Consider the following 23,825-nt stretch of genomic DNA (forward strand, 5'->3'; position numbering starts at 1 on the left):
AGATGTGCAAAGCAGGATGACGAGGAGTGCGAAGGGCGCTGCCCTGTAGCTGGGCTGTCGATGCGTCAAATCCATAGGTGTTTCTCAGCGTCATTTCCCGTGACCCGTGTGCCGGTTTCTGGCCAGACCGTGGTAGTTGATCCGCGGATGTCAGTATTGACAGCTTTAGTTGGTTATTGGGATGGCCCAAGTTTAGGCCGGCACCGGTGTTTGACGGGGTTTTCGCAGGCACTGTGGTACGATTCCGCGTCATTTATTCAATAAAATAAGCGTGGGAAGTGAGCGCGATGGAGTTCGCACGGTGGGTTTGGGGAGTGGCGCTGATCGGCCTTTCGCTGAGCGCCTGGGCGAGCCCGTTTGTTGCCGGGGAGGGGCAGGGTCCGCAAAGCCTTGCTCCGTATTTGCAAATCCTGGTCGATGAGCCGGGTAAGCTGGAGCTTCAGGATGTTCGGGCGGCGACACAGCAGCGGTGGCAGAGTGGTGCCAGTGCAAACTTTGGTTTTAGTGACGCGGCCTACTGGGTAGCAATTACTCTACGGAATCCCAGCGATGCCCCCTTGGGGATGATCATTCGCCAGGATTACCCACTGATTGACCAGCTGGATTTCTGGCAGCCTTCCCTTGATGGCGGCTGGCGGCATACAGCAACCGGTGACCGGCGCCCATTCAACTCGCGGCCGTTGAATTTGCGCGATTTCGTTTTCCCGGTCACGCTACCGGCGAATACCACACACACCTTTTACCTGCGCTACCAGACGGCGGGCTCGATGAATATCGGCCTTAGTGTCAGCAGTGAGGCCGCATTTCTACCGCAACTGGGGAAAGAGCAACTATTGCTCGGTATCTACTACGGTGGCTTCCTGGTTCTGGTGATCTATAACCTGTTCCTCTTTCTGGCCGTGCGGGATCGGGCCTACGCCTATTACATGGGTTATGCCATCAGTTATGGGCTTTATTTCGGGGTGCATAATGGTGTTTCTTTCCAGTACCTGTGGCCCGGAAACCCCTGGCTGGCCAATCAGAGCCTGCTGATTCTGCTCGGACTGACATTGATCTTCGGCATCCAGTTTGTGCGCACTGTTTGCTCTGGCCCCCGACTGGCACCGCGTACCGACCGGGTTGCCCGTGGGATTCTGTACGCACTGTTCCCGTTAACGGCGATTGCACCTTTCGTCGGTTATGGGCCGATGATCGTGTTGCTTGCGCTATTTACCCTGGTGCTTTCCATTCTGTTCATGGTGATGGGGGTGATCAGCCTGTTACGCGGCTCGGTTCCCGCGCGTTACTTTTTGGTGGGGTGGACGGCTCTGTTGGTGAGTGTAGTCATCTACATGCTGAAAACGTTCGGCCTGGTGCCGCACAACGCATTTACCCACAACGCCTTTCAGGTGGGGGCGTTGGTGGAAATGGTGCTGTTGTCGCTGGCGTTGGGTGCCAGGGTAGGGGAAATACAGCGGTACGGTTATACGGACCAGTTAACCACGCTATTCAATCGTCGCTACTTTGATGAGCGGTTGACGCGGGAGTTTACCCTCGCCGCTCGCAGTGGGACACCGCTGGCATTGCTACTTCTTGACCTCGACCATTTCAAGGCGATTAACGATCGACTGGGGCATGTCCGCGGTGATGATGCCCTGTGTGCGGTCGGGCAGCTGTTACGAAAGCAAGTGCGCAAACCGGTATTGGCCTGTCGTTATGGCGGCGAGGAGTTCGCAATCCTCCTGCCTCGTACCGACCGTGAGCAGGCATCCGCGGTTGCCGAACGACTGCTCAAGCTGGTGTCGGAGCTGGCACTGGACGGAATATCGCTGAGTGCAAGTATCGGTATTGCCTCGTTCGAACGCCAAAACTATACCTCCGCCGTGCAGCTCATTGAAGCCGCTGACGCCGCACTGTATCGCGCCAAACAGTCTGGTCGTAATCGGTTTGAGTTGGCGCAGTGTGATTCAGATGTGAATCCGCCAACATTGGCAGCGGTGACACAATAAACGCACTGAAAGTATCGATCGCCTAACCCCCGGCACTTGACCCCCAGAAGGAATTCAGTATGAAAACCCCTGCCAGCATATTGCTTACCATTTTACTCAACTCACCGCTGGCGCTGTCCGCAGAGTTTTCCAAAGGACCAGTGATTAAGAATTATGGCGGTGTTGCGGAAGTGAAGCAGACCGTGCCGCTGTCGGGGCAGGAGCGATTCAAGGTGGTGTTCGATGTGTCGGATCAGGGCGATAAAGACAAAGCCAATCGCCGTTTTGAGAGTCTCGCCCGCTTCCTGAATATGCAGGCTCGCGCGGGGGTTCCCCCTGAGCAGATTGCGCTGGCGCTGGTGGTGCATGGTAAGGCGGGGTTTGACCTGCTCAATGATCAGCAGTTTGAGGAAAAGTTCGGTGCTAAAAATCCCAACGCACCTCTGCTGAAGGCGCTACAGGAACATGGTGTGACGATACACCTGTGTGGCCAGTCGGCCGCTTACCACCGCATTGAAAATACGCACTTACTACCTGGCATCAATATGGCACTGTCAGCCATGACGGCAAACGCCCTGCTGCAGCAGCAAGGGTACACTCTGAATCCGTTTTAAAAGGGCACCCGCGGTGTGTCCTCTCCAGTCAGCGCAGTAGCAGTTCGTTGTCGATGGGGATGAATCTGCTCGCGGCACTGATCAGTGTGCCTGCGGTCAGTGCGCGAACCCCATACACTTCGACTACTTTGCCGTAGTCGCAGCGTAGCTTGTTCACCAGAAGATCAAAATCCCCATCGCCGGAAACCAGAATGACGGTGTCTGCGACACGGCCATATTCCAGCGCGTCGATGGTGATCCCCACATCCCAGTCGCCTTTTGCCGAGCCATCGGAGCGCTGGATATAGGGTTTCAGTTTTACCTCGAAGCCGATGGCCCTGAGTATATTTTGAAATTCCCGCTGCTTTGGATCACCGCGATCAATGGCATAGGCAATGGCGGTGGTGACCTGTCTTCCTTGTGTGGCCCTGGACCAGAAAGCGTTGTAATCGAAGTTGCAGCGGAATGTCTGTCGGGCCGTGTAGTACACATTCTGCACATCCACAAAAATTGCCACTTTTTCGACGTCGCAGGGTTTTGAATTTTGATCACTGGTATCCATCAGGGCCTTTCTTGTGGTTGCGGCTTCGATATTTCCTACTGGGTCTCGACGGGAGTCCCTGCGTGTCGTTTGTATTTCCGAATGGCAGAAATCAGCTGCGGGAAAGCAATGGGCTTGGTCAGGTAGTCATCCATACCCGCCTCCAGTGCCGCAGTTCTCTGTTCACTGAAGGCCGCGGCAGAGAGGCCGATAATTGGGACCTGGCGGATTTCCGGTAGCTGACGAATTTCCCGGGTGGCCTCAAGGCCGTTCAGGCCGGGCAACTGGACATCCATAAATATCAGGTCGGGGCGTATCGTCAGTGCTTTTTCAACGCCCTCACGCCCGCTGGTGACAAATGTGGTGATTACGCCTATATCATCGCAGAAGGCCTGCATCAGCGCCTGGTTGAGCGCGTTGTCTTCGACAATCAGCGCCCTGATGCCTCGCAGCTCTGCAAGGGCACTGTTATCACTTTCTGGCTGTGGTGCCACCGGACTTCCACAGCGCAGTGGTAGCCGCACCTGAAAGCGGGTTCCACGTTCGCGTTCGCCGTCCAAACAGATCTCGCCGCCCAGAAGTTCCACCAGACTGCGGGTAATCGGAAGCCCCAGGCCGGTGCCCCGGGCCTGCCCATCGGCGGACTTGTCTACCTGCTCAAACGGCTCAAAGATAACCGCCCGCTGTTCCGTGGGGATGCCAATTCCATCATCGATAACTTCGATGAGTAGAATTTCTGTGCCAGCCTGATCCGTTTGTTGATTAAATTTAACTTCTATCGTGCTCGCTTTCGGTGAAAACTTGATGGCATTGCCCATCAGGTTGATCAGTATCTGTGACAGCTTGCCGCGATCACATCGGACGAATTCGGGCAGTCGTGGATCCATATCGCACGAAAAGTGCAGTGATTTTTTGGCGGCAAGCGACTCACAGGAAACAAGGATGCTCTTGATCAGGCCGCGCAATTGGAAGTCTTCATCAATGGCTTCGATTTTCCCGGCCTCGATGCGGGAGATGTCCAGGACATCATTGACCAGTTCCGCCAGCCCCTGACCGCTGATGGCAATTTTTTCCAGAAAGCCGCGAAATTCTGGCGGGAGGTCACGCGTTGTACTGCGGTTCAACAGCAACTGGCTGAAACCGACAATACCGTTAAGCGGTGTGCGAATTTCGTGACTCATGTTGGTGAGAAACTGGGTCTTGGAGCGGCTGTAGAACTCTGCTTTTTCCTTGGCCTGAACCAGTTCCCGTTCCAGCGCCTTGCGATCCGTGATATCCAGGATGACGCCAATCAGCCCCCCCAGGCGGCCATCTTCCAGTTCATAGGCGGCCTTGTTGAATATCACGTCATGCAGGCTGCCATCGGCATAGACCACTTGTGCCTCGTAGATCTGCTGCCCCCGCTGCAGCATCAGTTCGATATCTTTTTCGTGATAGATCTTCGCCTGTGGACCCGGTGAAACCCCGTAAACCGACCGCCCAACGATGTTCTCCCGGCTCTTGCCAAGAAAGACCTCGAATGCCCGGTTGCAGCCGGTATAAATACCTTTGGCATTTTTGTAGAAAATCGGCGCGGGGATGGCATCAATCAGGATCTGGAGAAACTGAAGCTGATCAGAAAGTGCCAGCTCAGTGGCTTCCCGCTCCAGCAGTTCCCGCTGATAGCGAGCGTTCAGACTTTCCTGATGTGTGAGCATCGCCGAGAGACGCGCGATGAGCCGACGGTGCCGGCGATACATCAGATAGCAGCCGATACCAACCAGGGCGACGGCAAGGAAGATTCTTGCCAGCGTACCCAGTAACTCCTGGTCGCGTGGAAGCCACAGGACGAGCATCCACTCGCTGATGCCCAATAAGGTTACAACCGCAAGGCCCCCAGGCAGATAGTAGCGCTTGAGTGGGAACTGGGTCCGGGATGAAAAAATCATAGCGGAGTTCTGTAATGGCGTTTAGGCCTATCACACTACGCATGCTGGCTGGCTCAGGCAATATCCTACAGCGGTGAAATTCACTGGAAAGTGGAAATCTACCGGGAGTAACAAGACGTGCTGGTTATTTTTTTCTTCGTTGATTAGAAGCTGACAAACGTTTTGGCGCAAAAAAGCCCGCATGAGCGGGCTTCTTTGCTTTCTCTAAAACCGATCAGGTTTTGAGCTTTTTGTACTGCATCCGATGCGGCGTAGCATTCTCACCGTTGCGCGCCACGAAGTCCTCGTGGTATTCGGTATAGTTGCCTTCGAAGAACACCACGTTGCTGTCGCCCTCGTAGGCGAGGATGTGGGTTGCCACCCGGTCGAGGAACCAGCGATCGTGCGAGATCACCATGGCGCAGCCGGGGAAGCTCAGCAGGGCTTCTTCCAGTGCGCGCAGGGTTTCGATGTCGAGGTCGTTGGAGGGTTCGTCCAGCAGCAGCACGTTGGCGCCCTGTTTCAGGGTGTAGGCCAGGTGCAGGCGACCGCGCTCACCACCGGAGAGTTCGCCGACGCGTTTCTGCTGATCGCTGCCCTTGAAGTTGAAGCGGCCGATATAGTTCCGCGAGCCCACTTCGTAGTTGTTGATCTTGAGCAGGTCGTGGCCGTCGGAAATGCATTCCCACACGGTCTTGTTGTCGTCCAGGTTCTCGCGGCTCTGGTCGACGCTGGCGATCTGCACGGTTTCACCGATTTTGATTTCGCCGGAATCCGGTTGCTCCTTGCCAGTGATCATGCGGAACAGGGTGGATTTACCGGCGCCGTTACCGCCGACGATGCCGACGATGGCACCCTTGGGTACGCGGAACGACAGGTTGTCGATGAGTACGCGGTCGCCGAAGGATTTGCTCACGTTGACCAGCTCGATCACATTGTCACCCAGGCGCTCGCCCGGCGGAATGTAGATCTCGTTGGTCTCGTTGCGGGCCTGGAATTCCTGGGACTGCATTTCTTCGAGGCGGGACAGGCGCGCCTTGTTCTTGGACTGGCGGCCCTTCGGGTTCTGTCGCGCCCACTCCAGTTCCTTCTGCATGGCCTTGGCACGGGCCTGTTCACCTTTCTGCTCCTGCTCCAGGCGCTTCTCTTTCTGCTCCAGCCAGGTGGTGTAGTTACCTTCCCAGGGAATACCGTAACCGCGGTCCAGTTCCAGAATCCAGCCGGCCACATTGTCGAGGAAGTAGCGGTCGTGGGTAATGGCCACCACGGTGCCGTCGAAGTCGTGCAGGAAGCGCTCCAGCCAGAATACGGATTCCGCATCCAGGTGGTTGGTGGGTTCGTCCAGCAGCAGCATGTCCGGGCGCGACAGCAACAGGCGGCACAGGGCCACACGGCGCTTTTCACCGCCGGACAGGTTGTTCACGTCGGCGTCCCAGGGTGGCAGGCGCAGGGCGTCGGCGGCCACTTCGAGGCGGTGTTCCAGGTTGTGCGCGTCCCAGGCCTGGATGATGTCTTCGAACTGTTGCTGCTTTTTGGCCAGGGCGTCGAAGTCGGCGTCGGGCTCGGCGTAGTCGGCGTAGACCTGTTCCAGGCCGGCGAGGGCGTCGATGGCTTCGCGCATGCCGTCTTCGACGTTACCGCGCACGTTCTTGGCGGGGTCCAGCTGGGGCTCCTGCGGCAGGTAGCCGACCTTGATGCCGGGCATGGCGCGGGCTTCACCGTTATAGTCCTGATCGACCCCGGCCATGATGCGCAGCAGGGTGGACTTACCGGCACCGTTGAGGCCGAGTACGCCGATTTTGGCGCCAGGGAAGAAGGACAGGGAAATATCTTTCAGAATTTCACGCTTGGGCGGAACAACCTTGCCCACGCGGTTCATTGTGTATACGTATTCAGCCATTAGAGCTCTAATCCAGTCGGTCAGAATTTGCGCGCAAGTTATCAGGTTGGTGGGAAACTTCAACCTGTGGGGGGCGGATAGCCCTGCGGTGGTTTTCGGTCAGGTTTAGTGGCGTCGCTGCTACCGGTAAACCCCATGCGAGACACGAGCTAGGCGCCCCCCCTCAACCCATCCATGGGGGCTCGGACGCGGCCGTCCAGGCCGCGTACCGTCTTGCGAGGGGTTTCCCGATATCAGCGCCTTTGCTTTGAGTATCGTGCTTTCTACGGTCTTCCGAGTTGCCGGCTACGAAGTAAGGGAGGTCAGTGCTAAGGCGGAGTGGCGGGGAAAGGTTTTTAAAAGCGTCGGCGACAGGGGCCGAAGGCGCCGCGTTGAAGCGGCCGGGCCACGTCGCCGACGCAGCGTACAGGGATGTATCCACAGCGGTTTTGAAAACCTTTCCCCGGTGCTTCGCCGCCACCATAGGAGCGTTAGGACGTACCACCGAACATCGCAGGGTGAAGGAGGTAATGCCACCACCACCCCATCTATGTTTAACTTTGCCCCAAATAAGACAAGCGGGAACCAGTATGACCCAGGAATCACCTCTTATCGTCGAGCGTCAGGGCCCCATCGGTAAACTGACGCTCAATCTGCCAAAAGCCCTGAACGCACTTAATCTGGACATGATTGACCGGATGGCAGCCCAGCTGGATGTGTGGGAATCTGATGACAGTGTTGCCTGCATCTGGATCGAAGGTGCCGGCGGCAAGGCCCTGTGTGCCGGTGGTGATGTGGTGGCACTGTACAAGGCATCAGGAAGTTACGGTGAGCAGGGTGCGAGCCAGTTTGTGCAGGACTTCTTCACCCGCGAGTATCGCCTCGACTACCGCATTCATACCTATCCGAAGCCCATTGTGGTGTGGGGCAGCGGCATTGTTATGGGGGGCGGCATCGGGATCATGAGTGGTGCCAGCCATCGCATTGTTACCGAGACCACCCGTATGGCCATGCCGGAAATCACCATCGGCCTGTTCCCGGACGTGGGGGGTAGCTGGTTCCTGAATCGCATGCCCGGCCGTACCGGTCTGTTTCTCGGCCTTACCGGTGCGCAGTTCAATGGCACCGATGCGCTCTACTGCGGCATGGCGGATCGCTTGCTGCCGAGCGAGGCCAGGGGGGCGCTGCTCGATCGGCTGGCAGAGCAACCTTTTGCTGACAATGGCCCGGAGAACCATACACTGGTCAGCCGCGCCGTGCAGTCGCTGGAACTGACTGCAGCGGAGCAGCCGGCGCCCAATCTGCGCACGCATTACGATGCGATCCAGCAACTCACCGATGCTCCCACCCTGCCAGAAGTCTACCGGGATATCGTCAATTACAGCGGTGAAGACCCCTGGCTGCAGCGCGCCGCCAAAACACTCAAGGCTGGTTGCCCGCTGACGGCCTGGATTGTGTGGGAGCAATTGCGTCGCGGCAAACACCTGTCGCTGGCACAGGTGCTGCAGATGGAACTGGCACTGGCCATGAATATGTGCAGCAATGGGCAGGTAAAAGAAGGGGTGCGTGCCCTGTTGATCGACAAGGATCGCAACCCGCAGTGGCAGCCTGCGCGGATCGAAGACGTCACCCTGGAGCAGGTAGAGGCGTGCTTTCACGCGCCGTGGGACGGAGAGCATCCCCTGGCGGATTTGTAAATTCGCCACTCTGGCAGAGCAGCGAGCTGAACAAGCAGCTGAATAAAAAGAATAAATCGATGGAGTTGAGAGCATGAACCCGATTAAGAATATTGCCTTTATTGGCCTCGGTAATATGGGTGGCCCCATGGCTGCGAACCTGGTCCGGCAGGGTTTTAACGTTACCGCCTTCGACCTGTCCGCGCCCATGCTGGAGAAGGCGGTAGCGAACGGTTGCCAAAAGGCGGACAGCGCCCATGAGGCTATCGAAGGTACGGATGCGGTAGTGTCCATGTTGCCCAGCGGCGAAGCGGTGCGCTCTTTGTACCTCGGGGTGCATGGTTTGCTGCAGGGGATGAATGCGGAAACCCTGCTGATTGACTGCTCTACCATTGCCGCCAACGATGCACGCCAGTTGATCGCCGCTGCCGGCGAGCGCGGCATTGCTGCGCTGGACGCACCGGTTTCCGGTGGCACGGCAGCGGCGACAGCGGGTACGCTGTCATTTATGTGTGGCGGTGATGAAAACGCCATCGCCTGCGCGCGTCCGGTGCTGGAAGCCATGGGTGCGAATGTTTTTCACGCGGGCCCTGCCGGCAGCGGTCAGGTGGCGAAAATCTGCAACAACATGCTGCTGGCCATTCAAATGATCGGCACCGCCGAGGCGTTGCAGCTGGGGGTGGATAACGGCCTTGATCCGGCGGTGCTGTCCGACATCATGCGGGCCAGCTCCGGTGGTAACTGGTCGCTGGAGAAATACAATCCTTATCCCGGCGTGATGGAGAATGTCCCCGCCGCGCGTAACTATGAGGGCGGTTTTTCGGTGGGTTTGATGCTGAAAGACCTGGGGCTCGCCATGGATACGGCGGCAGGCAGCGCGTCCTCGACGCCGCTCGGTGCACTCGCCAAAAATCTTTACCAGCTGCACGGTGGCGATCCCATCAACCAGGTACTGGACTTTTCTTCCATTCAAAACCTGTTTCGTCGCCCGGTGGGGGACTGATAGAAAAATCAGCGCGGCGTCCTGTGCGATTGATTTGAATCAAAGGGCGCGTGTGCCCAATCGTTACCCTGTGCCCGTCTCAAAGAAGCGCCACACCAATAACGCTAAACAGCGTGCCGGCGAGACGGAAGCATAGATAAATGATTGGGAGATCATCATGAAAAAAATGGTGCTTGGCACTGCTCTGGCCGCCTGTATTTCCGGTTCCGCTTTTGCCTATGACGGCGGTGATTTTATTTTCCGCAGTGGCGCAATTACCGTGAGCCCGGAGGTGAGTTCCAGTGCACTGTCTTTGGGGGGTGCCACCCTGGAAGGGACGGCCGCGGGCGTTGACGACGGCACGGCACTGAGCCTGATCGGCACCTATATGTTGCGCGATCACTGGGGAGTGGAAGTGATTGCAGCCACGCCGTTTAGCCATGACCTGAAGGTGTCCGGCCTGGGCGAAACCTTCGACCTGGGGGAAACCCGTCACCTGCCGCCTACCGTGGTGCTGCAGTACTACCCGTTGCAGGCCTCTTCCCGTGTGCAGCCTTACGTGGGGCTGGGCCTGAATTACACGGTCTTCTTTGAGGAAAAGGTCAGCCGCGAGGCCAATGATATTTTTGCCTCCCTCGGCGCAACCGGCGACGCTTCGGTAACCCTGAAGAATTCCTCTGGCATTGCTGCCGAAGCCGGTGTCGATGTCGCGTTTGGCGCGGATCAGCGCTGGTTACTGAACCTGTCGGTGTGGTGGATGGATATCGATACCGAGGCCACGGTGGACGTGCCGGGTGTCGGCACCATCAGCGCCGCCGTTGAGCTGGATCCGCTGGTCTACAGCGCAGGGTTTGGCTACCGCTTCTAACCGTTTCTCCTGCACGCCTGTGGCTCACGGTAATGCCGTTGAGCGACAGGCTAAGCCCCCGGCAATTGACCTAAATCAAGTGTCGGGGGTGGCCGCCTCGGTACCTTACGCGGCAGTACGAAGCACAATCGCTTCCCCGCACAAGTAAGGACAAGAGGTGCCTCCTCCGATGGTCGATCAAAGCGACTCCGCAGTTTCCGACATCAGCACGCCACGCGGCGCGGGCGACCAATCCACTGCGCCCCTTTCCACGGAACTGCTGTCCCGCTATGCGGGGCCCTGTCCACGTTACACCTCTTATCCCACCGCTGACCGCTTTGTCGCGATGCAGGGAGACGACGGCACGGCAAAGCCCTGGCATGCACTCAAGGACGTGGAAACGCTGTCACTGTATGTGCACATCCCGTTTTGTCGTTCGCTGTGTTACTTCTGCGCCTGCAACAAGATCATCACCCGGCAATACGGCCTGGCCTCCAGTTATCTCGACAATGTACTGAAAGAGGCCCAGTGGTACCGCGACCGGGTCGCGCGGGCGCCGGTGGTACAGCTGCACCTGGGGGGCGGCACACCGACCTTCCTGAACGACGGCGACCTGCGACGCCTGATGGAGGGCCTGGGGGAAATTTTTGACCTGCGCATTGGCGACGATGTGGAGTACAGCATCGAGGCCGATCCGCGCACGCTGGAAATCGAAACTTTGGATACCCTGCGGGAGCTGGGCTTCAATCGCCTGAGCCTGGGCATTCAGGATTTTAATCCGGACGTTCAGCGGGCAATCAATCGCATCTGCAGTGTGGAGCAGGTGCGGGCGCTGACCGAAGGCGCGCGCGCGCGCGGGTTCAGCTCTATTTCCTACGACCTGATTTACGGCCTGCCGGGGCAGGATGTGGCGAGCCTGGAAAAGACGGTCGACGCCGTGCTCGACCTGGCGCCGGATCGCATTGCCCTGTATCACTACGCCCATCTGCCCCATCGCTTCAAGGCACAGCGTCTGATCGACAGCGACCTGATGCCCCCGCCGGCCGAAAAAATTGCCATGCAGCTCGCGGCCAGCCGCCGACTCACGGACGCCGGCTACGTCTTTCTGGGGATGGATCACTTTGCGCGCCCGGATGATGCGCTCGCGACTGCTGCCACAGAAGGGCGCCTCGCGCGCAACTTCCAGGGTTATACACTGATGCCGGCGGATGCGCTGGTCGGTCTGGGGGCCTCGGCCATCAGTTACAGCCGCGATGGTTACTGGCAGAACCACCACAGTCTCAAAGAGTACGCCGGCGCAATCAACGCACGCGGCGAAGCCATCTGTCGCGGCTGGCAGCTGAGCGAAGATGACCGCCTGCGCCAGTGGTTGATCATGGAGTTGATGTGCCACCTGCGCCTCGACAAGCGGGCGTTGGAACAGCGCACAGGGTTGCCGTTTGCCGACGGGTTTGCCCCGGAACTGGCGCGCCTGCAGCCCATGTTTGACGACGGATTGCTGGGGCAGACCGAGAGTGACCTTTTCGTCACCGAGCGCGGACGCTGGTTCCTGCGCAATGCCGCCGCGGCCTTTGATACCTATCTGCACGGCACCGAGCCGTCAGCCCTTTACTCGCGGGTGCTTTAGACGTCGGGAATCGATACAATTCCGCAATAGCAAACCAGATATATGCGCCGTGTGGCGAAAACGGTACTTCGATGAAAGAAAATTCGACAGCGGTCAGTTGCGGCAGTTGCTCCGTGCGCCGGCTGTGCCTGCCTGTTGGCCTGAGCGATGACGATATCGCCCGCCTGGAGCAGGTGACGCGCAAGAAACGGGTGGTCAGGGCCGGCGAAACCCTGTTTCGTGCCGGTGACCCCTTTGCCAGCCTGTACGCGATTCGTTCGGGCAGTTTCAAGTCGGCGGTGATTGGTGCGGACGGCGATACCCAGGTCACGCATTTTGCGTTGCCCGGGGAGTTGCTGGGTCTGGACGCTTATAGCGGCGGTTCACATCCCGGGTTTGCGGAAGCACTGGAAGACAGCAGTGTGTGCGTATTGCCCTTCACCCAGCTGGAGGCACTCGCGCAGCAGGTGCCGGCGCTACAAAAGCAGATTTACAGCATCTTTTCCGAAGAACTGAAGCAGGAGAACGAAGCCCTGCTGTTACTGGGCAAGCGCTCGGCGGACAGTCGGCTCGCGGCGCTGCTGGTGAATATCTCCAGCCGCTACTCCCGCCGTGGCTATTCCGCGAGCGAATTTGTGTTGTCCATGCCGCGCATGGATATTGCCAACTACCTGGGGTTGACTGCAGAAACCGTCAGCCGACTCATTTCCCGCTTTCAGAAGCAGGGGCTGATCCAGGTGCAGGGGCGCTCGGTGACCATTCTGGATTTCATCGCTCTGAGCGAACTCGCCGGCACCCACTGCAGTTACGAAAACTAATCCCCTACACCGCCGCTTGTGCGGCGGTGTCCTCTGCTCGGCTATGCGGCAGTGTCTTCCGCCAGCGTCTCATACATCGCGTCGTACAGCCGCTTCACGCCGGCGTTGAAATGCACGCTCTGCTGTTCGCGCAGGCGATCCTGGATGGCATTCCACTCATCAATAGTCAGCAGGTCGGCGACCAGCGGGAACAGGATTTCGTTTTCACGCTGCAGGTGGCGGCGCTGCAAATCGATATATTCCCGCGCGGCGCCGAATAGCGCCTCTCGTTCCACGGCGGCATCGTTGGCCACGGCGTTAAACAGTTTGCTCATTTTGCGGGTGGCGGCCGCAATCTGGTGGTGTTCCTTGAGGGTCTTGTTGATCACATCGCGCACATCGACGGGCTTGCCCAGCAAGTGCTCAAACACCAGGTCCTCGATCGGGTGGTGCCACTGGTCCGGATACACGGAAAAGTAATCCAGCGCCTCCAGAATCATTCCCAACGTCGCCGGATCCCGTTCCTGTTTGGTCAGTTGCTCCAGCAAACCTTCAAATACTTCGAGAAGTCGCTGCATATGTTTGTGGTCGCAGCAAAGCTGACGGTAGATGCTGTGCATGTTTTGCCTCCATGTCTTAACCCGGGTGCCAGTCGTAACATTGTTATCGGAACGGGAAAATGTCGGTTGATCTGGGTCAAGTGGTGGTCCGGTTGCTGGCGCCGTTTGCGCCGGGGCGATGGGGTAGCGAACGCTCGAACGGGGAGGCCGGAGAACTTGAAGCGCGTCGCCTATCTGCTTGAAATGGTTTCATGTGCACCCTTTGCACCGCGGGCATCCCCTTGGTGTACAATGCGCCGCTTTCTGGGGCGGGCCGGTCATATTTGGGTCGGAATTTGCCCTTGTCGAGATTATGCTTGCGCGATTCGCGCCTTATCATCCGAGGGAATACCATGTTTGATAAATCCGTCACCCTAGCTTCCTATGACCCCGATGTCTGGTCCGCCATTCAGGATGAAGACCGCCGTCAGGAAGAGCACATCGAGCTGATTGCCTCGGAAAACTACACCAGCCCCATGGTGATGGAGGCCCAGGGCTCCAGCATGACCAACAAGTACGCTGAGGGCTACCCGGGCAAGCGCTACTACGGTGGCTGCGAGCATGTCGACAAGGTAGAGGTGCTGGCCATCGAGCGCGCCAAAAAGCTGTTCGGTGCCGACTACGCCAACGTCCAGCCTCACTCCGGCTCCCAGGCCAATGCCGCGGTGTACCAGGCCCTGTGTGCTCCCGGTGACACCGTGCTGGGTATGAGCCTGGCCCACGGCGGCCACCTGACTCACGGCGCCAAGGTGAACTTCTCCGGCAAGACCTACAACGCGGTGCAGTACGGTCTGAACGCCGACACCGGCGAAGTGGACTACGACGAAGTGGAGCGCCTGGCTTTGGAGCACAAGCCGAAGATGATCGTGGCCGGCTTTTCCGCCTACAGCCGTATCATGGACTGGGCCAAGTTCCGCACCATCGCCGACAAGGTGGGCGCCTACCTGTTGGTGGATATGGCGCATGTGGCCGGTCTGGTGGCTGCGGGCGAATACCCCTCTCCGGTCCCCCACGCCGATGTGGTGACCTCCACCACCCACAAAACCCTGCGCGGTCCCCGCGGCGGTATCATCATTGCCAAGGCCAATGCAGAGATTGAGAAAAAACTGAACAGCGCGGTATTCCCCGGCGGCCAGGGTGGCCCGCTGATGCACGTGATCGCGGCCAAAGCGGTTTCCTTCAAGGAAGCCATGACGCCCGAGTACAAGGCTTACCAGAAGAAAGTGGTGGAAAATGCCCGCGCCATGGCCGAGACCTTCCTCGACCGCGGTATCAACATCGTGTCCGGCGGCACCGACGATCACCTGATGCTGGTGGACCTGATCGGCAAGGAATACACCGGTAAAGATGCGGACGAAGCCCTGGGCAACGCCAACATTACCGTGAACAAAAACGCGGTGCCTAATGACCCGCGCTCCCCGTTCATCACCAGCGGCCTGCGTGTGGGCACCCCGGCGATCACCACCCGCGGCTTCGGCGTGGAAGAGACCCGCCAGCTGACCCACTGGATCTGCGACGTGCTGGACGCACTGGAGAAGGGCAATGCCGACGCGACCATCGCTGAAGTGAAGGCCAAGGTGCTTGAGATCTGCGCCAAGTTCCCTGTGTACAAATAATGGATCGCGGCAACGCTGCCGCGGCTAGTATTTGAGCGAAAAAGCGACTCCCCGGAGTCGCTTTTTTTGTGCCTGTCTGATGTGTGCAGGCCACTCAGGCTTTCCTGTCTCTCCTGTTATTAGTGTCTGAGGCGTAGTGTGTTCGCTCCTTTGTCCCGATGGTCTCTAGATCAAAATTTCTTCTTTTGGTGCTTAATTGAATTTTTATTCGATTTTATGTGAAGTGGTATGTAGAATTACGCGCTCATATAGCAAATGTGAATAATGCGGTTGTCATCTATTTCGAACTGCGCGCGCCCGCTTTTTGCCCGCGTAGTGCAATGAGCGAACCGTGGACAACAACAAAACAAATCCACGGCCCTGCGGTATCTGGGTCGGAACACCACTTGGCTGTAGGAGAACAACATGCGTAGCCGTAAATCCCTCTCCCCGCTTTCGAGCCTGATGCGACGCCTTGGGGCCGCTCAGGAGCTGTCCGAAAAGACGGGTATCTCATCCGATGAAAGCCTCGACATTATCAATGAAGGCACGCGCCACGTCGGTGCGAATGCCTCCGAAGAAGGCCGTCGCCAGTTCCTGAAGCAGCTGGGTCTTGGCGCCGCGGCGCTGGGTACTGCTGGTGCCACCAGTACCTTTTCTGGCCCCGCGAAAGCAGATCCCAGCTCGGCCGCCGGGCGTGTGGCGGTCATCGGTGGTGGTGTCGCCGGCGTGCGCTGTGCACACCGACTGCAGCAGTACGGCATTGCGAGCAAGGTATTTGAAGGCAACACCCGTCTGGGCGGCCGTGTCAGCACCAACCGCAGTATTTTCGGTCGCCCGGTAGAGCGTGGCGGCGAGCTTATCTCTACCGAGCACACCTATACACGTAACCTGGCCAGCAACCTGGGCCTGGATGTGGAAGATGTGAACGGTAACGCGGTGCCCGGTGGCAACGAGCTCTACTACGTCAATGGCCAGCACTACACCGAGCACCAGCTGAACGCCGAGTGGCGCGATGTGTACCAGATCTTCAAACGCGCACAGCAGGACGCCCCCTGGGTACCGACCTACGAAAGCAACAATGCGATGCACCGCGAGCTGGATCACATCGATGTGAATAGCTGGCTGGATTACGTCGGTATCGGTGCGAACTCCAACATGGGACAGGTGTTCCAGGCGGACATCGTGGCCGAATACGGCATTCAGCCGGAGGAGACCACCGCGCTGAACCTGATTTACCTGCTGGCCTGGAACCCGATCAACACCGCGCTGCCACTGGCGGGCACCGACGAACGCTTCCGGATTGCCGGTGGTAATGATCAGCTGGTCACCCGCATGGTCGAAGAGCTGCCAGAGGGCACCATTGAGACCGCGCGCAAGCTGGTTGCCATTCAGGGCAATCTCAACGGCCCGTACAACCTGGTCTTCGAAGACGGCTACGAATACACCTGTGATCGCCTCGTACTGGCACTGCCGTTCTCTACCCTGAGAGATGTGGACATCGACCCGCGTATTTACAATGGCTTCCGTCCGCAGAAACGTATGGCCATTGAGCGTATGGCGTTTGGTTCCAACGGCAAAATGGCCATGCAGTGCGCCTCCCGCCCGTGGACTCAGCCACAGGTGGTCAACGGTGAACTGTTTACCCCGAACGGTGTGACCTACGTTGGCCGCCCGGAGCTGTTCGACACCTGGGACTCCACATCGGTGACCGGTGGTACCGATGGCATCCTGGTGAACTTCTTCGGTGGCGATTACGGCAAGCAGATCGGTAGCGACCAGCCCTTCGCGGCGCCCACCAGTGACGACCTGAATCACTTCTTCGGCATTGTCGACAACGTATTCCCGGGCACCAGCAATGCGTTCACCGGTACCGCAATGCTGTCCAAGTGGTCTGCCAACCCGTGGTCCAAGGGTTCCTACTCCACCCAGACGTTCGGCGACTACACCGAGTGGTGGGGCTCTGCCGGCCTGCAGGAAGGCAATATCCACTTCTGCGGCGAGCACACTGCGCTGGAAGCGTTCGGCTATATCGACGGCGCGATCAGCACCGCGGAGCGAGCCGCAAAGGAAATCCGTCAGGTCTGATTCTGCCTGGCTGGCCCGGCGCCCGAGGAGGGCGCCGGGGATCTTCGAACCGCTGGTATTTCAGTACCACACGTTCACAAAAATGCCCCCGGGCTGTGAAATTGAGCCTGGATTCTGTTTTAATACGCGCCCTCGAAAATCGAATACAGGTTCCGGCCCCGCTCATTTTTATTCGGGCCTGAAGCTGGCAGTCGGTTTTCTCCAGCACCAAGGATGCGTTGCTCATCGATGGTTTGCGTCAGCGAACCGGCACTTTCGAGTCCAAGCGGTTTCAGGAATCGATGCTTTTGCCCGGGCGGGAATGCCCTGTGAAAGCGCAGAATACACCGTGCAGCCAGGCTGCAGATCGAGAGTAGATAATGCGTTCTTTATCCCATGTGTTGGTCATTTTGACCGCAGCCTTCGGGCTGACCCTCCACGCACAGGCCCGCGAGTTACACTTCGCCAACTGGTCTGAGTCCATTGCCGAAGACACCATCGCCGACTTTGAAGCCGCCACCGGCATCAAGGTGCATTATTTTGAATTTGACGATATCGAGGAGCTGGAAGAAGTCTGGTTACAGGAAGGTCGCCGCTTCGACATCATCGTCCCCGGTTCTGACAATATCCCCAAGTACATCGCTGCCGGCCAGTTGCAAAAGCTCGATCGCGATCGCATCGACAACTGGTCGCAGAATGATCCCGCGTTTATGCAGCGCCTCGCCCTGTTTGACCCGGACAACGAGTACGCCATCCCCTACCTGTGGGGTACCGTCGGCATCGGCTACAACGTGCAGGCGGTGGAGAAAGCCTTTGGTGGATACCTGCCGGAAGACAGCTGGGACCTGCTGTTCGACCCGGAAAATCTGGGTAAGCTCGACCACTGTAATGCCACCCTGATGCGTTCCCCGGAAGAAATCTTCGATGTTGCGCTCAAGTACCTGGGCAAAGACCCCAACTCCATGAGCATTGCCCACCAGTACATGGTGGCCAACCTGCTGTCCAAGGTACGCCTGCACGTTACCGATTTCGACTCCGGTGAATATGTCGAAGACCTGGCCAGCGGCAAACGCTGCATCGCCCACGCCTGGAGCGGCGACGTACTGGTCGCCCAGCAGATGGCCAAAGAGGCGGGCCAGACGTTCGACATTCGTTACGTGATGCCCAAAGAGGGCTTCCCCCTGTGGATCGATGTGGTTTCCATGCCCAGCAACGCGCCGAATGTGGATGCCGCCTATCAGTTCCTGAACTACCTGATGCAGCCCAGCGTCATCGCCAACATCAGCAACGAAACCCAGTACGCCAACGCCAATATGGCGGCGCAGGACCTGGTGGACCCCGAGTTGCTCAGCAACCCCGCGGTCTACCCGCGCCCACAGGAGCTGGAGCGCACCTGGATTCCCGCTGCCACCAAGCCTCGGGTACTCGCCCTGCGCCATAAGCTGTGGCAGCGAATTATCGAGCGGGAAGACATTTGATCGTTTAGCGCGGACTAAAGGGCTCCCTAGCTACGAAGTCGACTGCTCCGATGCGAAGCAAGGCTGCCGGGGAGGGCTTTTCAAAACCGTCGTCGCCATGGATGGCGGCGCCGGAGCGTACATGGATGTACTCGCAGCGATTTTGAAAAGCCCTCCCCGGTGGCCTTGCGCCACCTGAAGCTGTGAGTGGTTCCACGAATCCCCGCCGCCTGGAGCAGCCTAAATTTCCGCCTTGTGGTAAACTGCCGCCCACTTTTTCGAGGGCCCTCTCCCCATGCACTGTCCCTTCTGCAGCGCAGACGAAACCAAAGTTGTAGATTCCCGCCTGGTGGCCGATGGCGACCAGGTGCGCCGCCGGCGTGAGTGCCTGCAATGCCACGAGCGTTTCACTACCTTCGAAACCGCCGAGCTGGTGCTCCCGCGGGTGGTCAAGCAGAACGGCCAGCGCGAACCCTTCAACGAAGACAAGCTGCGTGCCGGCATCCAGCGCGCCGTCGAGAAGCGCCCGGTCAGCACCGAGCGGGTAGAAGCCGCCGTCGCCCAGATCAAGCATGCACTGCAGGCCACTGGTGAGCGCGAACTGCCCGCCATGCATATCGGGGAGCTGGTCATGGAGCAGCTGCGCGAGCTGGATCAAGTCGCCTTCGTGCGCTTTGCCTCCGTATACCGCCGCTTTGAAGACGTCAGCGACTTCAGTGACGAGATCGAGCGCCTGAATACACCGAAAGCGACGAAAGGGAACAAGGAGGAGGCGAAGTAATGGCCTTCACCCCACGGGAACTGATGGCCCGCGCCATCCAGCTCGCCGAGCGCGGACGCTACACCACCATGCCCAACCCCCGGGTCGGCTGCGTGATAGCCGACGCCGACGGCAAGATCGTTGGTGAAGGCTGGCACAAGCGCGCAGGTCTTGGCCACGCCGAAGTCGAGGCACTGCAGGACGCAGGACAGGCCGCCAAAGGCCAGATTGCCTACGTCACCCTGGAACCTTGCAGTCACACGGGTAAAACCGGCCCCTGCGCCGACGCGCTGATCGCCGCCGGTGTCGTCAAAGTTGTTTATGGCATGGAAGACCCCAATCCCGCAGTGGGCGGGAAAGGGTTACAGAAACTGCGCGATGCGGGCATTGAAGTGGAAGGCCCATTGCTGGAAGAATCCTGCCGGTCCCTGAACCCGGGCTTCATCAAGCGCATGACCCTCGGGCTGCCCCTGGTACGGACCAAGTCCGCCATGAGCATCGACGGCCGCACCGCCATGGCCAGCGGCGAATCCAAGTGGGTCACCGGCCCCGCCGCCCGCGCCGATGTGCAGGCCCTGCGCGCGCGCAGTTGCGCCATTGTTACCGGCGTCGACAGCGTGCGCCACGACAACCCGAATATGAACGTGCGCCCGGATGAAATGGCGCTGTCGGAAGCGGAAGCCGCCGCTGCGGCAGAAAAACAGCCCCTGCGGGTGATTGTCGACAGCAAACTGCGCACCCCGGCCAAGGCCTTTATATTGCAGGGCGAAGCCCCCACATTGGTGGTCACAACCGCGGCGGCTGACGACGAGCGTCGCGCTCGGCTGGAGAAGGCCGGTGCCGAAGTGCAGGTACTGCCCGCGGACAAAGACGGCCGCGTGCACCTGGGCGAACTGCTCAAAGAGCTCGCCCGCCGCGAGTGCAACGAAGTGCTCGTGGAGAGCGGTGCAACCCTCACTGGCGCGTTTATGTATCAGGGCCACGTGGATGAACTCATCGTCTACATGGCGCCCAAGATTCTCGGCTCCAGCGCGCGTCCGCTGTTTGAGCTACCGATTGAGCGCATGGGCTCCATGCTGCCCATCACCATTACCGATATGCGCGCGGTCGGCCACGACTGGCGTATTACCGCGACAACCGATATCGAGCGGTAAGCGCGAGGGTGCTTCTAAAAAGCAGGATTTTCGCGCGAGGGCCAGGAAGCCCCGCGCGCAGGACCGGAATGTATAGGAATACATGAGGAACCGAGCACGGAGCTGACGACGCCCTCGCGGGAAAAGACAATTTTTAGGAGTGCCCGGATTGTTTACTGGAATTATTGAAGCCGTTGGTGAGATTACCGCGCTGCAACCGAAAGGCGGCGATCTGCGCCTGCGGGTAAACACCGGCAAGTTGGACCTGTCCGACGTCAAACTCGGCGACAGCATCGCCACCAACGGCGTCTGCCTCACCGTGGTAGACCTGCCCGGCGATGGCTACTGGGCCGACGTCTCGGCAGAAACACTCGCCGTTGCGACACTGAACGACTGGAAGCTGGGCGACAAGGTCAACCTGGAAAAGGCATTGACCCCGCAGACCCGCCTCGGCGGGCATATGGTCAGCGGCCACGTGGATGGTATCGGCGAAGTGGTATGGCGCAAGCCCACCGCCCGCGCCGAGCAATTCCGCCTGCGCGCCCCGGACGAACTGGCCAAGTACATTGCCCACAAGGGCTCCATCACCGTCGACGGCACCAGCCTCACGGTGAATGCGGTCGACGGCGCCGAATTCGAGCTCACCATCGTGCCCCATACCATCGCCGAAACCGTGATCGGCGGTTACCAGGCTGGGACCAAGGTGAACCTCGAAGTAGACCTGATAGCGCGCTATCTGGAGCGGCTACTCTTGGGAGATGCCGCCGCCGAGCCCAAAAGTGAAGGGCTGACGATGGAGTTTCTGGCGCAGCACGGCTTCTACAAGGCCTGATCGAGGCGATGTAGTTTGAATTGAAGCGGATGATGCCGGGTAAAGCTTTGCGAGACGTTGATTCGCTTCGCTCACCCTGCGGGCGCCTTTGGCGTCCAAAGCGTACGCTTTGTCCGCGAGAGGGACCTCGCGGAAGAGCCCCCATGGATGGGTTCACGGCGTGTCTCGCAAAGCTTTACCCGGTAGCAGCCGCGCCACGGACTAGCGACGAAGTCACGGTGCAGCGTGCGAAATTTGAGATTTGCCTCGTGGGCGAATCGAAAGAACTAGAGGTTTTATGGAACTCAATAGCGTTGAAGAACTGATCGACGATATCCGTCAGGGCAAAATGGTCATCCTGATGGACGACGAAGATCGCGAGAACGAAGGTGACCTCGTCATCGCCGCCGAACAGGTGCGTCCTGAAGACATCAACTTCATGGCCACCCACGCCCGCGGCCTCATCTGCCTGACCCTCACCGGCGATCGTTGCGATCAGCTCGACCTGCCGCTGATGTCCCGCGACAACGGCGCCCAGTTCAGCACCAACTTCACCGTCTCCATCGAAGCCGCCGAAGGCGTCACCACAGGCATCTCCGCCGCCGACCGCGCGCGCACCATTCGCGCCGCCGTCGCCCGCAACGCCAAGCCTTCCGACATCGTCCAGCCCGGCCACATCTTCCCGATCAAGGCCCAGCCCGGTGGCGTACTGAGCCGCGCCGGCCATACCGAAGCCGGCTGTGACCTCGCGCGCCTCGCCGGCTTCGAGCCCGCCGCCGCCATCGTCGAAATCATGAACGAAGACGGCACCATGGCCCGCCGCCCGGACCTGGAAAAGTTTGCCCAGCAGCACAACCTCAAGATTGGCACCATCGCCGACCTGATCAACTACCGTGCGCTGAATGAGAAAACCGTCGAGTGCGTCAACGAGCGCAACGTGCAGACCGAATTCGGTGAATTCAAGCTGCGCACCTACCTCGACAAGGCCCGCCGCGAACGCCATTTCGCGTTCAGCCTGGGCGACTTCCAGCCGGAAGAACCCACGCTGGTGCGCGTCCACGTCGCCAGCACCCTGCGCGACGTCTTTTCACTGCGCCGTGGCGACGAAAAATATGAACCCTGGACCTTCCGCAACGCGCTGAAAAAAGTGGCGGAAGAGGGCAAAGGCGTGGTGGTGGTGATCTGCCACAACGAAACCACCGATGAAATCGAAGAGAGCATCGACTGGCTGATCAGCGGCAAGCAACAGCGCCCAAGCCAGGATCTGGTGTACAAGCAGGTGGGCACCGGCTCGCAGATTTTGCGCGATCTGAAAGTGCGCAAAATGCGTTTGATGAGCGCGCCATTCCGCTTCAGTGCCATTTCCGGTTTTGACCTGGAAGTGGAAGAGTACCTGAATGCAGAAGAACTTTAGGCAATCACTGAGAAGCTACTGCGCATCTTTCAGCGATTTCCGTGGATGGAAAGCATAGGGTTTAAGAACCCGAATTTTTGAATCGAAGGTGGAGTGCCGGGGATCAGTTTTCAGGAGCGTCGCAAACAGGAAGTTTGCGCCGCAGCGCCCAGGGATGGGTCTACAGCGGTCCTGAAAACTGATCCCCGGTGCTCCACCGCCACTGCCCCAGGGCTCGAAGTACAAAACGGGTCCGGCAGGGAACTAGCAGAAAACGGAAAAAACTATGAGCAATATCAAAGTCATCGAAGGCGATTTCGTAGGCAGCACCGGTAAGTACGCGCTGCTGGTAAGCCGCTGGAACAGCTTCGTTGTAGAAAGCCTGAAAGACGGCGCACTGGACACCCTGCGTCGCAAAGGCATCAAAGACGAAGACATCACCATTTACTACGCACCGGGCGCTTTCGAATTCCCGCTCGCCGCGCAGAAAATTGCCGAAACCAAAAAGTTCGACGCAGTGATCGCCCTCGGCGCTGTCATCCGCGGTGGCACCCCGCACTTCGAATACGTCGCCGGCGAATGCACCAAAGGTCTCGCCCAGGTCTCCATGAACACCGGCATCCCTGTGACCTTCGGCGTCCTCACCGTAGACTCCATCGAACAGGCCATCGAACGCTCCGGCACCAAAGCTGGCAACAAAGGCTGTGAAGCCGCCGAAACCGCCCTCGAAATGGTCTCCCTGATCGGCAAAATCTGAACCGAGAAAACACTGAAATGACCGTAACCGCATCCGCCCGCCGCAAGGCACGCCACTACGCCATGCAGGCCCTGTACCAGTGGCAAATGGCAGGCTCCAACCTGAACGCCATCGAAGCCGAGTTTCATGCCGACAACGACATGAGCAAAACCGACGTGGCCTACTTTCGCGAGCTGCTCCACGGCGTGGCGAAAAACCTCGACGAAGTCGAAGAGACCTATAGCCAGTACCTCGACCGCAACGTTGAAGAACTCGACCCGGTGTCCCGTGCCCTGTTGCGCATGTCCACCTTCGAGATGAAAAATCGCGTCGACGTACCCTACAAAGTCGTCATCAATGAAGCCGTCGCTCTCGCCAAGAAATTTGGCCCCACCGACGCCTTCAAATTTATCAACGGTATCCTCGACAAAGTTGCCGCCAAAGAGCGCAGCGTCGAAGTAAAGGCCGACAAAGGCTGA

20 protein-coding genes are annotated in these 23,825 nt (G+C 58.8%); 16 read left to right on the top strand and 4 right to left on the bottom strand.

Features of this window, described 5'->3' with window-relative positions:
* Positions 1 to 287: 287 nt before the first annotated feature.
* Both AU182_RS04865 and AU182_RS04870 read left to right on the top strand, forming a co-directional pair.
* Positions 288 to 1,988: a diguanylate cyclase gene (locus tag AU182_RS04865; protein ID WP_066961350.1), complete on the top strand. Its 1,701-nt coding sequence runs from the start codon at positions 288 to 290 to the stop codon at positions 1,986 to 1,988.
* A 59-nt stretch (positions 1,989 to 2,047) separates the two neighbouring features.
* Entirely contained in the window at positions 2,048 to 2,581 is a 534-nt protein-coding gene (locus AU182_RS04870; RefSeq protein WP_066961353.1) for a DsrE family protein, read from the top strand.
* 28 nt (positions 2,582 to 2,609) lie between these two features.
* On the opposite strand, the gene AU182_RS04875 is transcribed toward AU182_RS04870, so the two are convergent.
* From AU182_RS04875 to ettA, 3 genes are all read right to left on the bottom strand, one after another.
* A complete protein-coding gene (locus tag AU182_RS04875) occupies positions 2,610 to 3,122 on the bottom strand; it encodes an NYN domain-containing protein (RefSeq protein ID WP_066961356.1) in 513 nt (170 codons plus the stop codon).
* A gap of 35 nt (positions 3,123 to 3,157) precedes the next feature.
* Positions 3,158 to 5,029, bottom strand: coding sequence for an ATP-binding protein (locus tag AU182_RS04880; RefSeq protein WP_066961359.1), 1,872 nt, complete (start codon positions 5,027 to 5,029; stop codon positions 3,158 to 3,160).
* A gap of 214 nt (positions 5,030 to 5,243) precedes the next feature.
* On the bottom strand, positions 5,244 to 6,908 hold the full coding sequence (gene ettA, locus AU182_RS04885) for an energy-dependent translational throttle protein EttA (RefSeq protein ID WP_066961362.1): 1,665 nt from the start codon (positions 6,906 to 6,908) through the stop codon (positions 5,244 to 5,246).
* Positions 6,909 to 7,477: 569 nt separating this feature from the next.
* On the opposite strand from ettA, the gene AU182_RS04895 reads away from it, so the two are divergent.
* From AU182_RS04895 to fnr, 5 genes are all read left to right on the top strand, one after another.
* A complete protein-coding gene (locus AU182_RS04895) occupies positions 7,478 to 8,584 on the top strand; it encodes an enoyl-CoA hydratase/isomerase family protein (RefSeq protein ID WP_066961367.1) in 1,107 nt (368 codons plus the stop codon).
* Between the two features lie 73 nt (positions 8,585 to 8,657).
* A complete protein-coding gene (gene mmsB / locus AU182_RS04900; RefSeq protein WP_066961370.1) occupies positions 8,658 to 9,566 on the top strand; it encodes a 3-hydroxyisobutyrate dehydrogenase in 909 nt (302 codons plus the stop codon).
* Between the two features lie 157 nt (positions 9,567 to 9,723).
* Positions 9,724 to 10,413 (top strand): OmpW family protein, encoded by a 690-nt coding sequence (locus AU182_RS04905; RefSeq protein WP_066961374.1) that lies wholly within the window; start codon positions 9,724 to 9,726, stop codon positions 10,411 to 10,413.
* A gap of 169 nt (positions 10,414 to 10,582) precedes the next feature.
* Positions 10,583 to 12,019, top strand: a complete 1,437-nt coding sequence (gene hemN / locus AU182_RS04910; RefSeq protein ID WP_082859218.1) for an oxygen-independent coproporphyrinogen III oxidase — start codon at positions 10,583 to 10,585, stop codon at positions 12,017 to 12,019.
* A gap of 71 nt (positions 12,020 to 12,090) precedes the next feature.
* On the top strand, positions 12,091 to 12,816 hold the full coding sequence (fnr, locus tag AU182_RS04915; RefSeq protein WP_066961377.1) for a fumarate/nitrate reduction transcriptional regulator Fnr: 726 nt from the start codon (positions 12,091 to 12,093) through the stop codon (positions 12,814 to 12,816).
* A 41-nt stretch (positions 12,817 to 12,857) separates the two neighbouring features.
* On the opposite strand, the gene AU182_RS04920 is transcribed toward fnr, so the two are convergent.
* Positions 12,858 to 13,415 carry a hemerythrin domain-containing protein gene (locus tag AU182_RS04920; protein ID WP_066961380.1) on the bottom strand — a complete coding sequence of 186 codons (558 nt, stop codon included), beginning with the start codon at positions 13,413 to 13,415 and terminating at the stop codon, positions 12,858 to 12,860.
* Positions 13,416 to 13,747: 332 nt separating this feature from the next.
* On the opposite strand from AU182_RS04920, the gene glyA reads away from it, so the two are divergent.
* The 9 genes from glyA (at position 13,748) to nusB (ending at position 23,825) form a co-directional block, all read left to right on the top strand.
* A complete protein-coding gene (glyA, locus tag AU182_RS04925) occupies positions 13,748 to 15,010 on the top strand; it encodes a serine hydroxymethyltransferase (RefSeq protein ID WP_066961383.1) in 1,263 nt (420 codons plus the stop codon).
* A 405-nt stretch (positions 15,011 to 15,415) separates the two neighbouring features.
* A complete protein-coding gene (locus AU182_RS04930; RefSeq protein WP_066961386.1) occupies positions 15,416 to 17,077 on the top strand; it encodes an NAD(P)/FAD-dependent oxidoreductase in 1,662 nt (553 codons plus the stop codon).
* 359 nt (positions 17,078 to 17,436) lie between these two features.
* A complete protein-coding gene (locus AU182_RS04935) occupies positions 17,437 to 18,534 on the top strand; it encodes an extracellular solute-binding protein (RefSeq protein WP_066961389.1) in 1,098 nt (365 codons plus the stop codon).
* 274 nt (positions 18,535 to 18,808) lie between these two features.
* Complete coding sequence (gene nrdR / locus AU182_RS04940) at positions 18,809 to 19,294, top strand: transcriptional regulator NrdR (protein WP_066961392.1); 486 nt, start codon at positions 18,809 to 18,811, stop codon at positions 19,292 to 19,294.
* Positions 19,294 to 20,427: a bifunctional diaminohydroxyphosphoribosylaminopyrimidine deaminase/5-amino-6-(5-phosphoribosylamino)uracil reductase RibD gene (ribD, locus tag AU182_RS04945; protein ID WP_066961395.1), complete on the top strand. Its 1,134-nt coding sequence runs from the start codon at positions 19,294 to 19,296 to the stop codon at positions 20,425 to 20,427. Before nrdR ends, ribD begins: the two co-directional genes overlap by 1 nt.
* A 148-nt stretch (positions 20,428 to 20,575) precedes the next feature.
* The gene (locus tag AU182_RS04950; protein WP_066961398.1) at positions 20,576 to 21,238 is read left to right on the top strand and encodes a riboflavin synthase; all 663 of its coding nucleotides are present in this window, start codon (positions 20,576 to 20,578) and stop codon (positions 21,236 to 21,238) included.
* Positions 21,239 to 21,515: 277 nt separating this feature from the next.
* On the top strand, positions 21,516 to 22,631 hold the full coding sequence (gene ribBA, locus AU182_RS04955; protein WP_066961401.1) for a bifunctional 3,4-dihydroxy-2-butanone-4-phosphate synthase/GTP cyclohydrolase II: 1,116 nt from the start codon (positions 21,516 to 21,518) through the stop codon (positions 22,629 to 22,631).
* 265 nt (positions 22,632 to 22,896) lie between these two features.
* Positions 22,897 to 23,367 (top strand): 6,7-dimethyl-8-ribityllumazine synthase, encoded by a 471-nt coding sequence (ribE, locus tag AU182_RS04960; RefSeq protein WP_066961403.1) that lies wholly within the window; start codon positions 22,897 to 22,899, stop codon positions 23,365 to 23,367.
* Positions 23,368 to 23,384: 17 nt separating this feature from the next.
* Complete coding sequence (nusB, locus tag AU182_RS04965) at positions 23,385 to 23,825, top strand: transcription antitermination factor NusB (protein ID WP_066961431.1); 441 nt, start codon at positions 23,385 to 23,387, stop codon at positions 23,823 to 23,825.

This window comes from Microbulbifer sp. Q7 (genome assembly GCF_001639145.1).
GTDB lineage: Bacteria > Pseudomonadota > Gammaproteobacteria > Pseudomonadales > Cellvibrionaceae > Microbulbifer.

Excerpts from the sequence above, each read along its gene's own strand:
- AU182_RS04865 (WP_066961350.1), top strand. The coding sequence starts at position 288 with ATGGAGTTCGCACGGTGGGTTTGGGGAGTGGCGCTGATCGGCCTTTCG.
- AU182_RS04870 (WP_066961353.1), top strand. The coding sequence starts at position 2,048 with ATGAAAACCCCTGCCAGCATATTGCTTACCATTTTACTCAACTCACCG.
- AU182_RS04875 (WP_066961356.1), bottom strand. The coding sequence starts at position 3,122 with ATGGATACCAGTGATCAAAATTCAAAACCCTGCGACGTCGAAAAAGTG.
- AU182_RS04880 (WP_066961359.1), bottom strand. The coding sequence starts at position 5,029 with ATGATTTTTTCATCCCGGACCCAGTTCCCACTCAAGCGCTACTATCTG.
- ettA (WP_066961362.1), bottom strand. The coding sequence starts at position 6,908 with ATGGCTGAATACGTATACACAATGAACCGCGTGGGCAAGGTTGTTCCG.
- AU182_RS04895 (WP_066961367.1), top strand. The coding sequence starts at position 7,478 with ATGACCCAGGAATCACCTCTTATCGTCGAGCGTCAGGGCCCCATCGGT.
- mmsB (WP_066961370.1), top strand. The coding sequence starts at position 8,658 with ATGAACCCGATTAAGAATATTGCCTTTATTGGCCTCGGTAATATGGGT.
- AU182_RS04905 (WP_066961374.1), top strand. The coding sequence starts at position 9,724 with ATGAAAAAAATGGTGCTTGGCACTGCTCTGGCCGCCTGTATTTCCGGT.
- hemN (WP_082859218.1), top strand. The coding sequence starts at position 10,583 with ATGGTCGATCAAAGCGACTCCGCAGTTTCCGACATCAGCACGCCACGC.
- fnr (WP_066961377.1), top strand. The coding sequence starts at position 12,091 with ATGAAAGAAAATTCGACAGCGGTCAGTTGCGGCAGTTGCTCCGTGCGC.
- AU182_RS04920 (WP_066961380.1), bottom strand. The coding sequence starts at position 13,415 with ATGCACAGCATCTACCGTCAGCTTTGCTGCGACCACAAACATATGCAG.
- glyA (WP_066961383.1), top strand. The coding sequence starts at position 13,748 with ATGTTTGATAAATCCGTCACCCTAGCTTCCTATGACCCCGATGTCTGG.
- AU182_RS04930 (WP_066961386.1), top strand. The coding sequence starts at position 15,416 with ATGCGTAGCCGTAAATCCCTCTCCCCGCTTTCGAGCCTGATGCGACGC.
- AU182_RS04935 (WP_066961389.1), top strand. The coding sequence starts at position 17,437 with ATGCGTTCTTTATCCCATGTGTTGGTCATTTTGACCGCAGCCTTCGGG.
- nrdR (WP_066961392.1), top strand. The coding sequence starts at position 18,809 with ATGCACTGTCCCTTCTGCAGCGCAGACGAAACCAAAGTTGTAGATTCC.
- ribD (WP_066961395.1), top strand. The coding sequence starts at position 19,294 with ATGGCCTTCACCCCACGGGAACTGATGGCCCGCGCCATCCAGCTCGCC.
- ribBA (WP_066961401.1), top strand. The coding sequence starts at position 21,516 with ATGGAACTCAATAGCGTTGAAGAACTGATCGACGATATCCGTCAGGGC.
- ribE (WP_066961403.1), top strand. The coding sequence starts at position 22,897 with ATGAGCAATATCAAAGTCATCGAAGGCGATTTCGTAGGCAGCACCGGT.
- nusB (WP_066961431.1), top strand. The coding sequence starts at position 23,385 with ATGACCGTAACCGCATCCGCCCGCCGCAAGGCACGCCACTACGCCATG.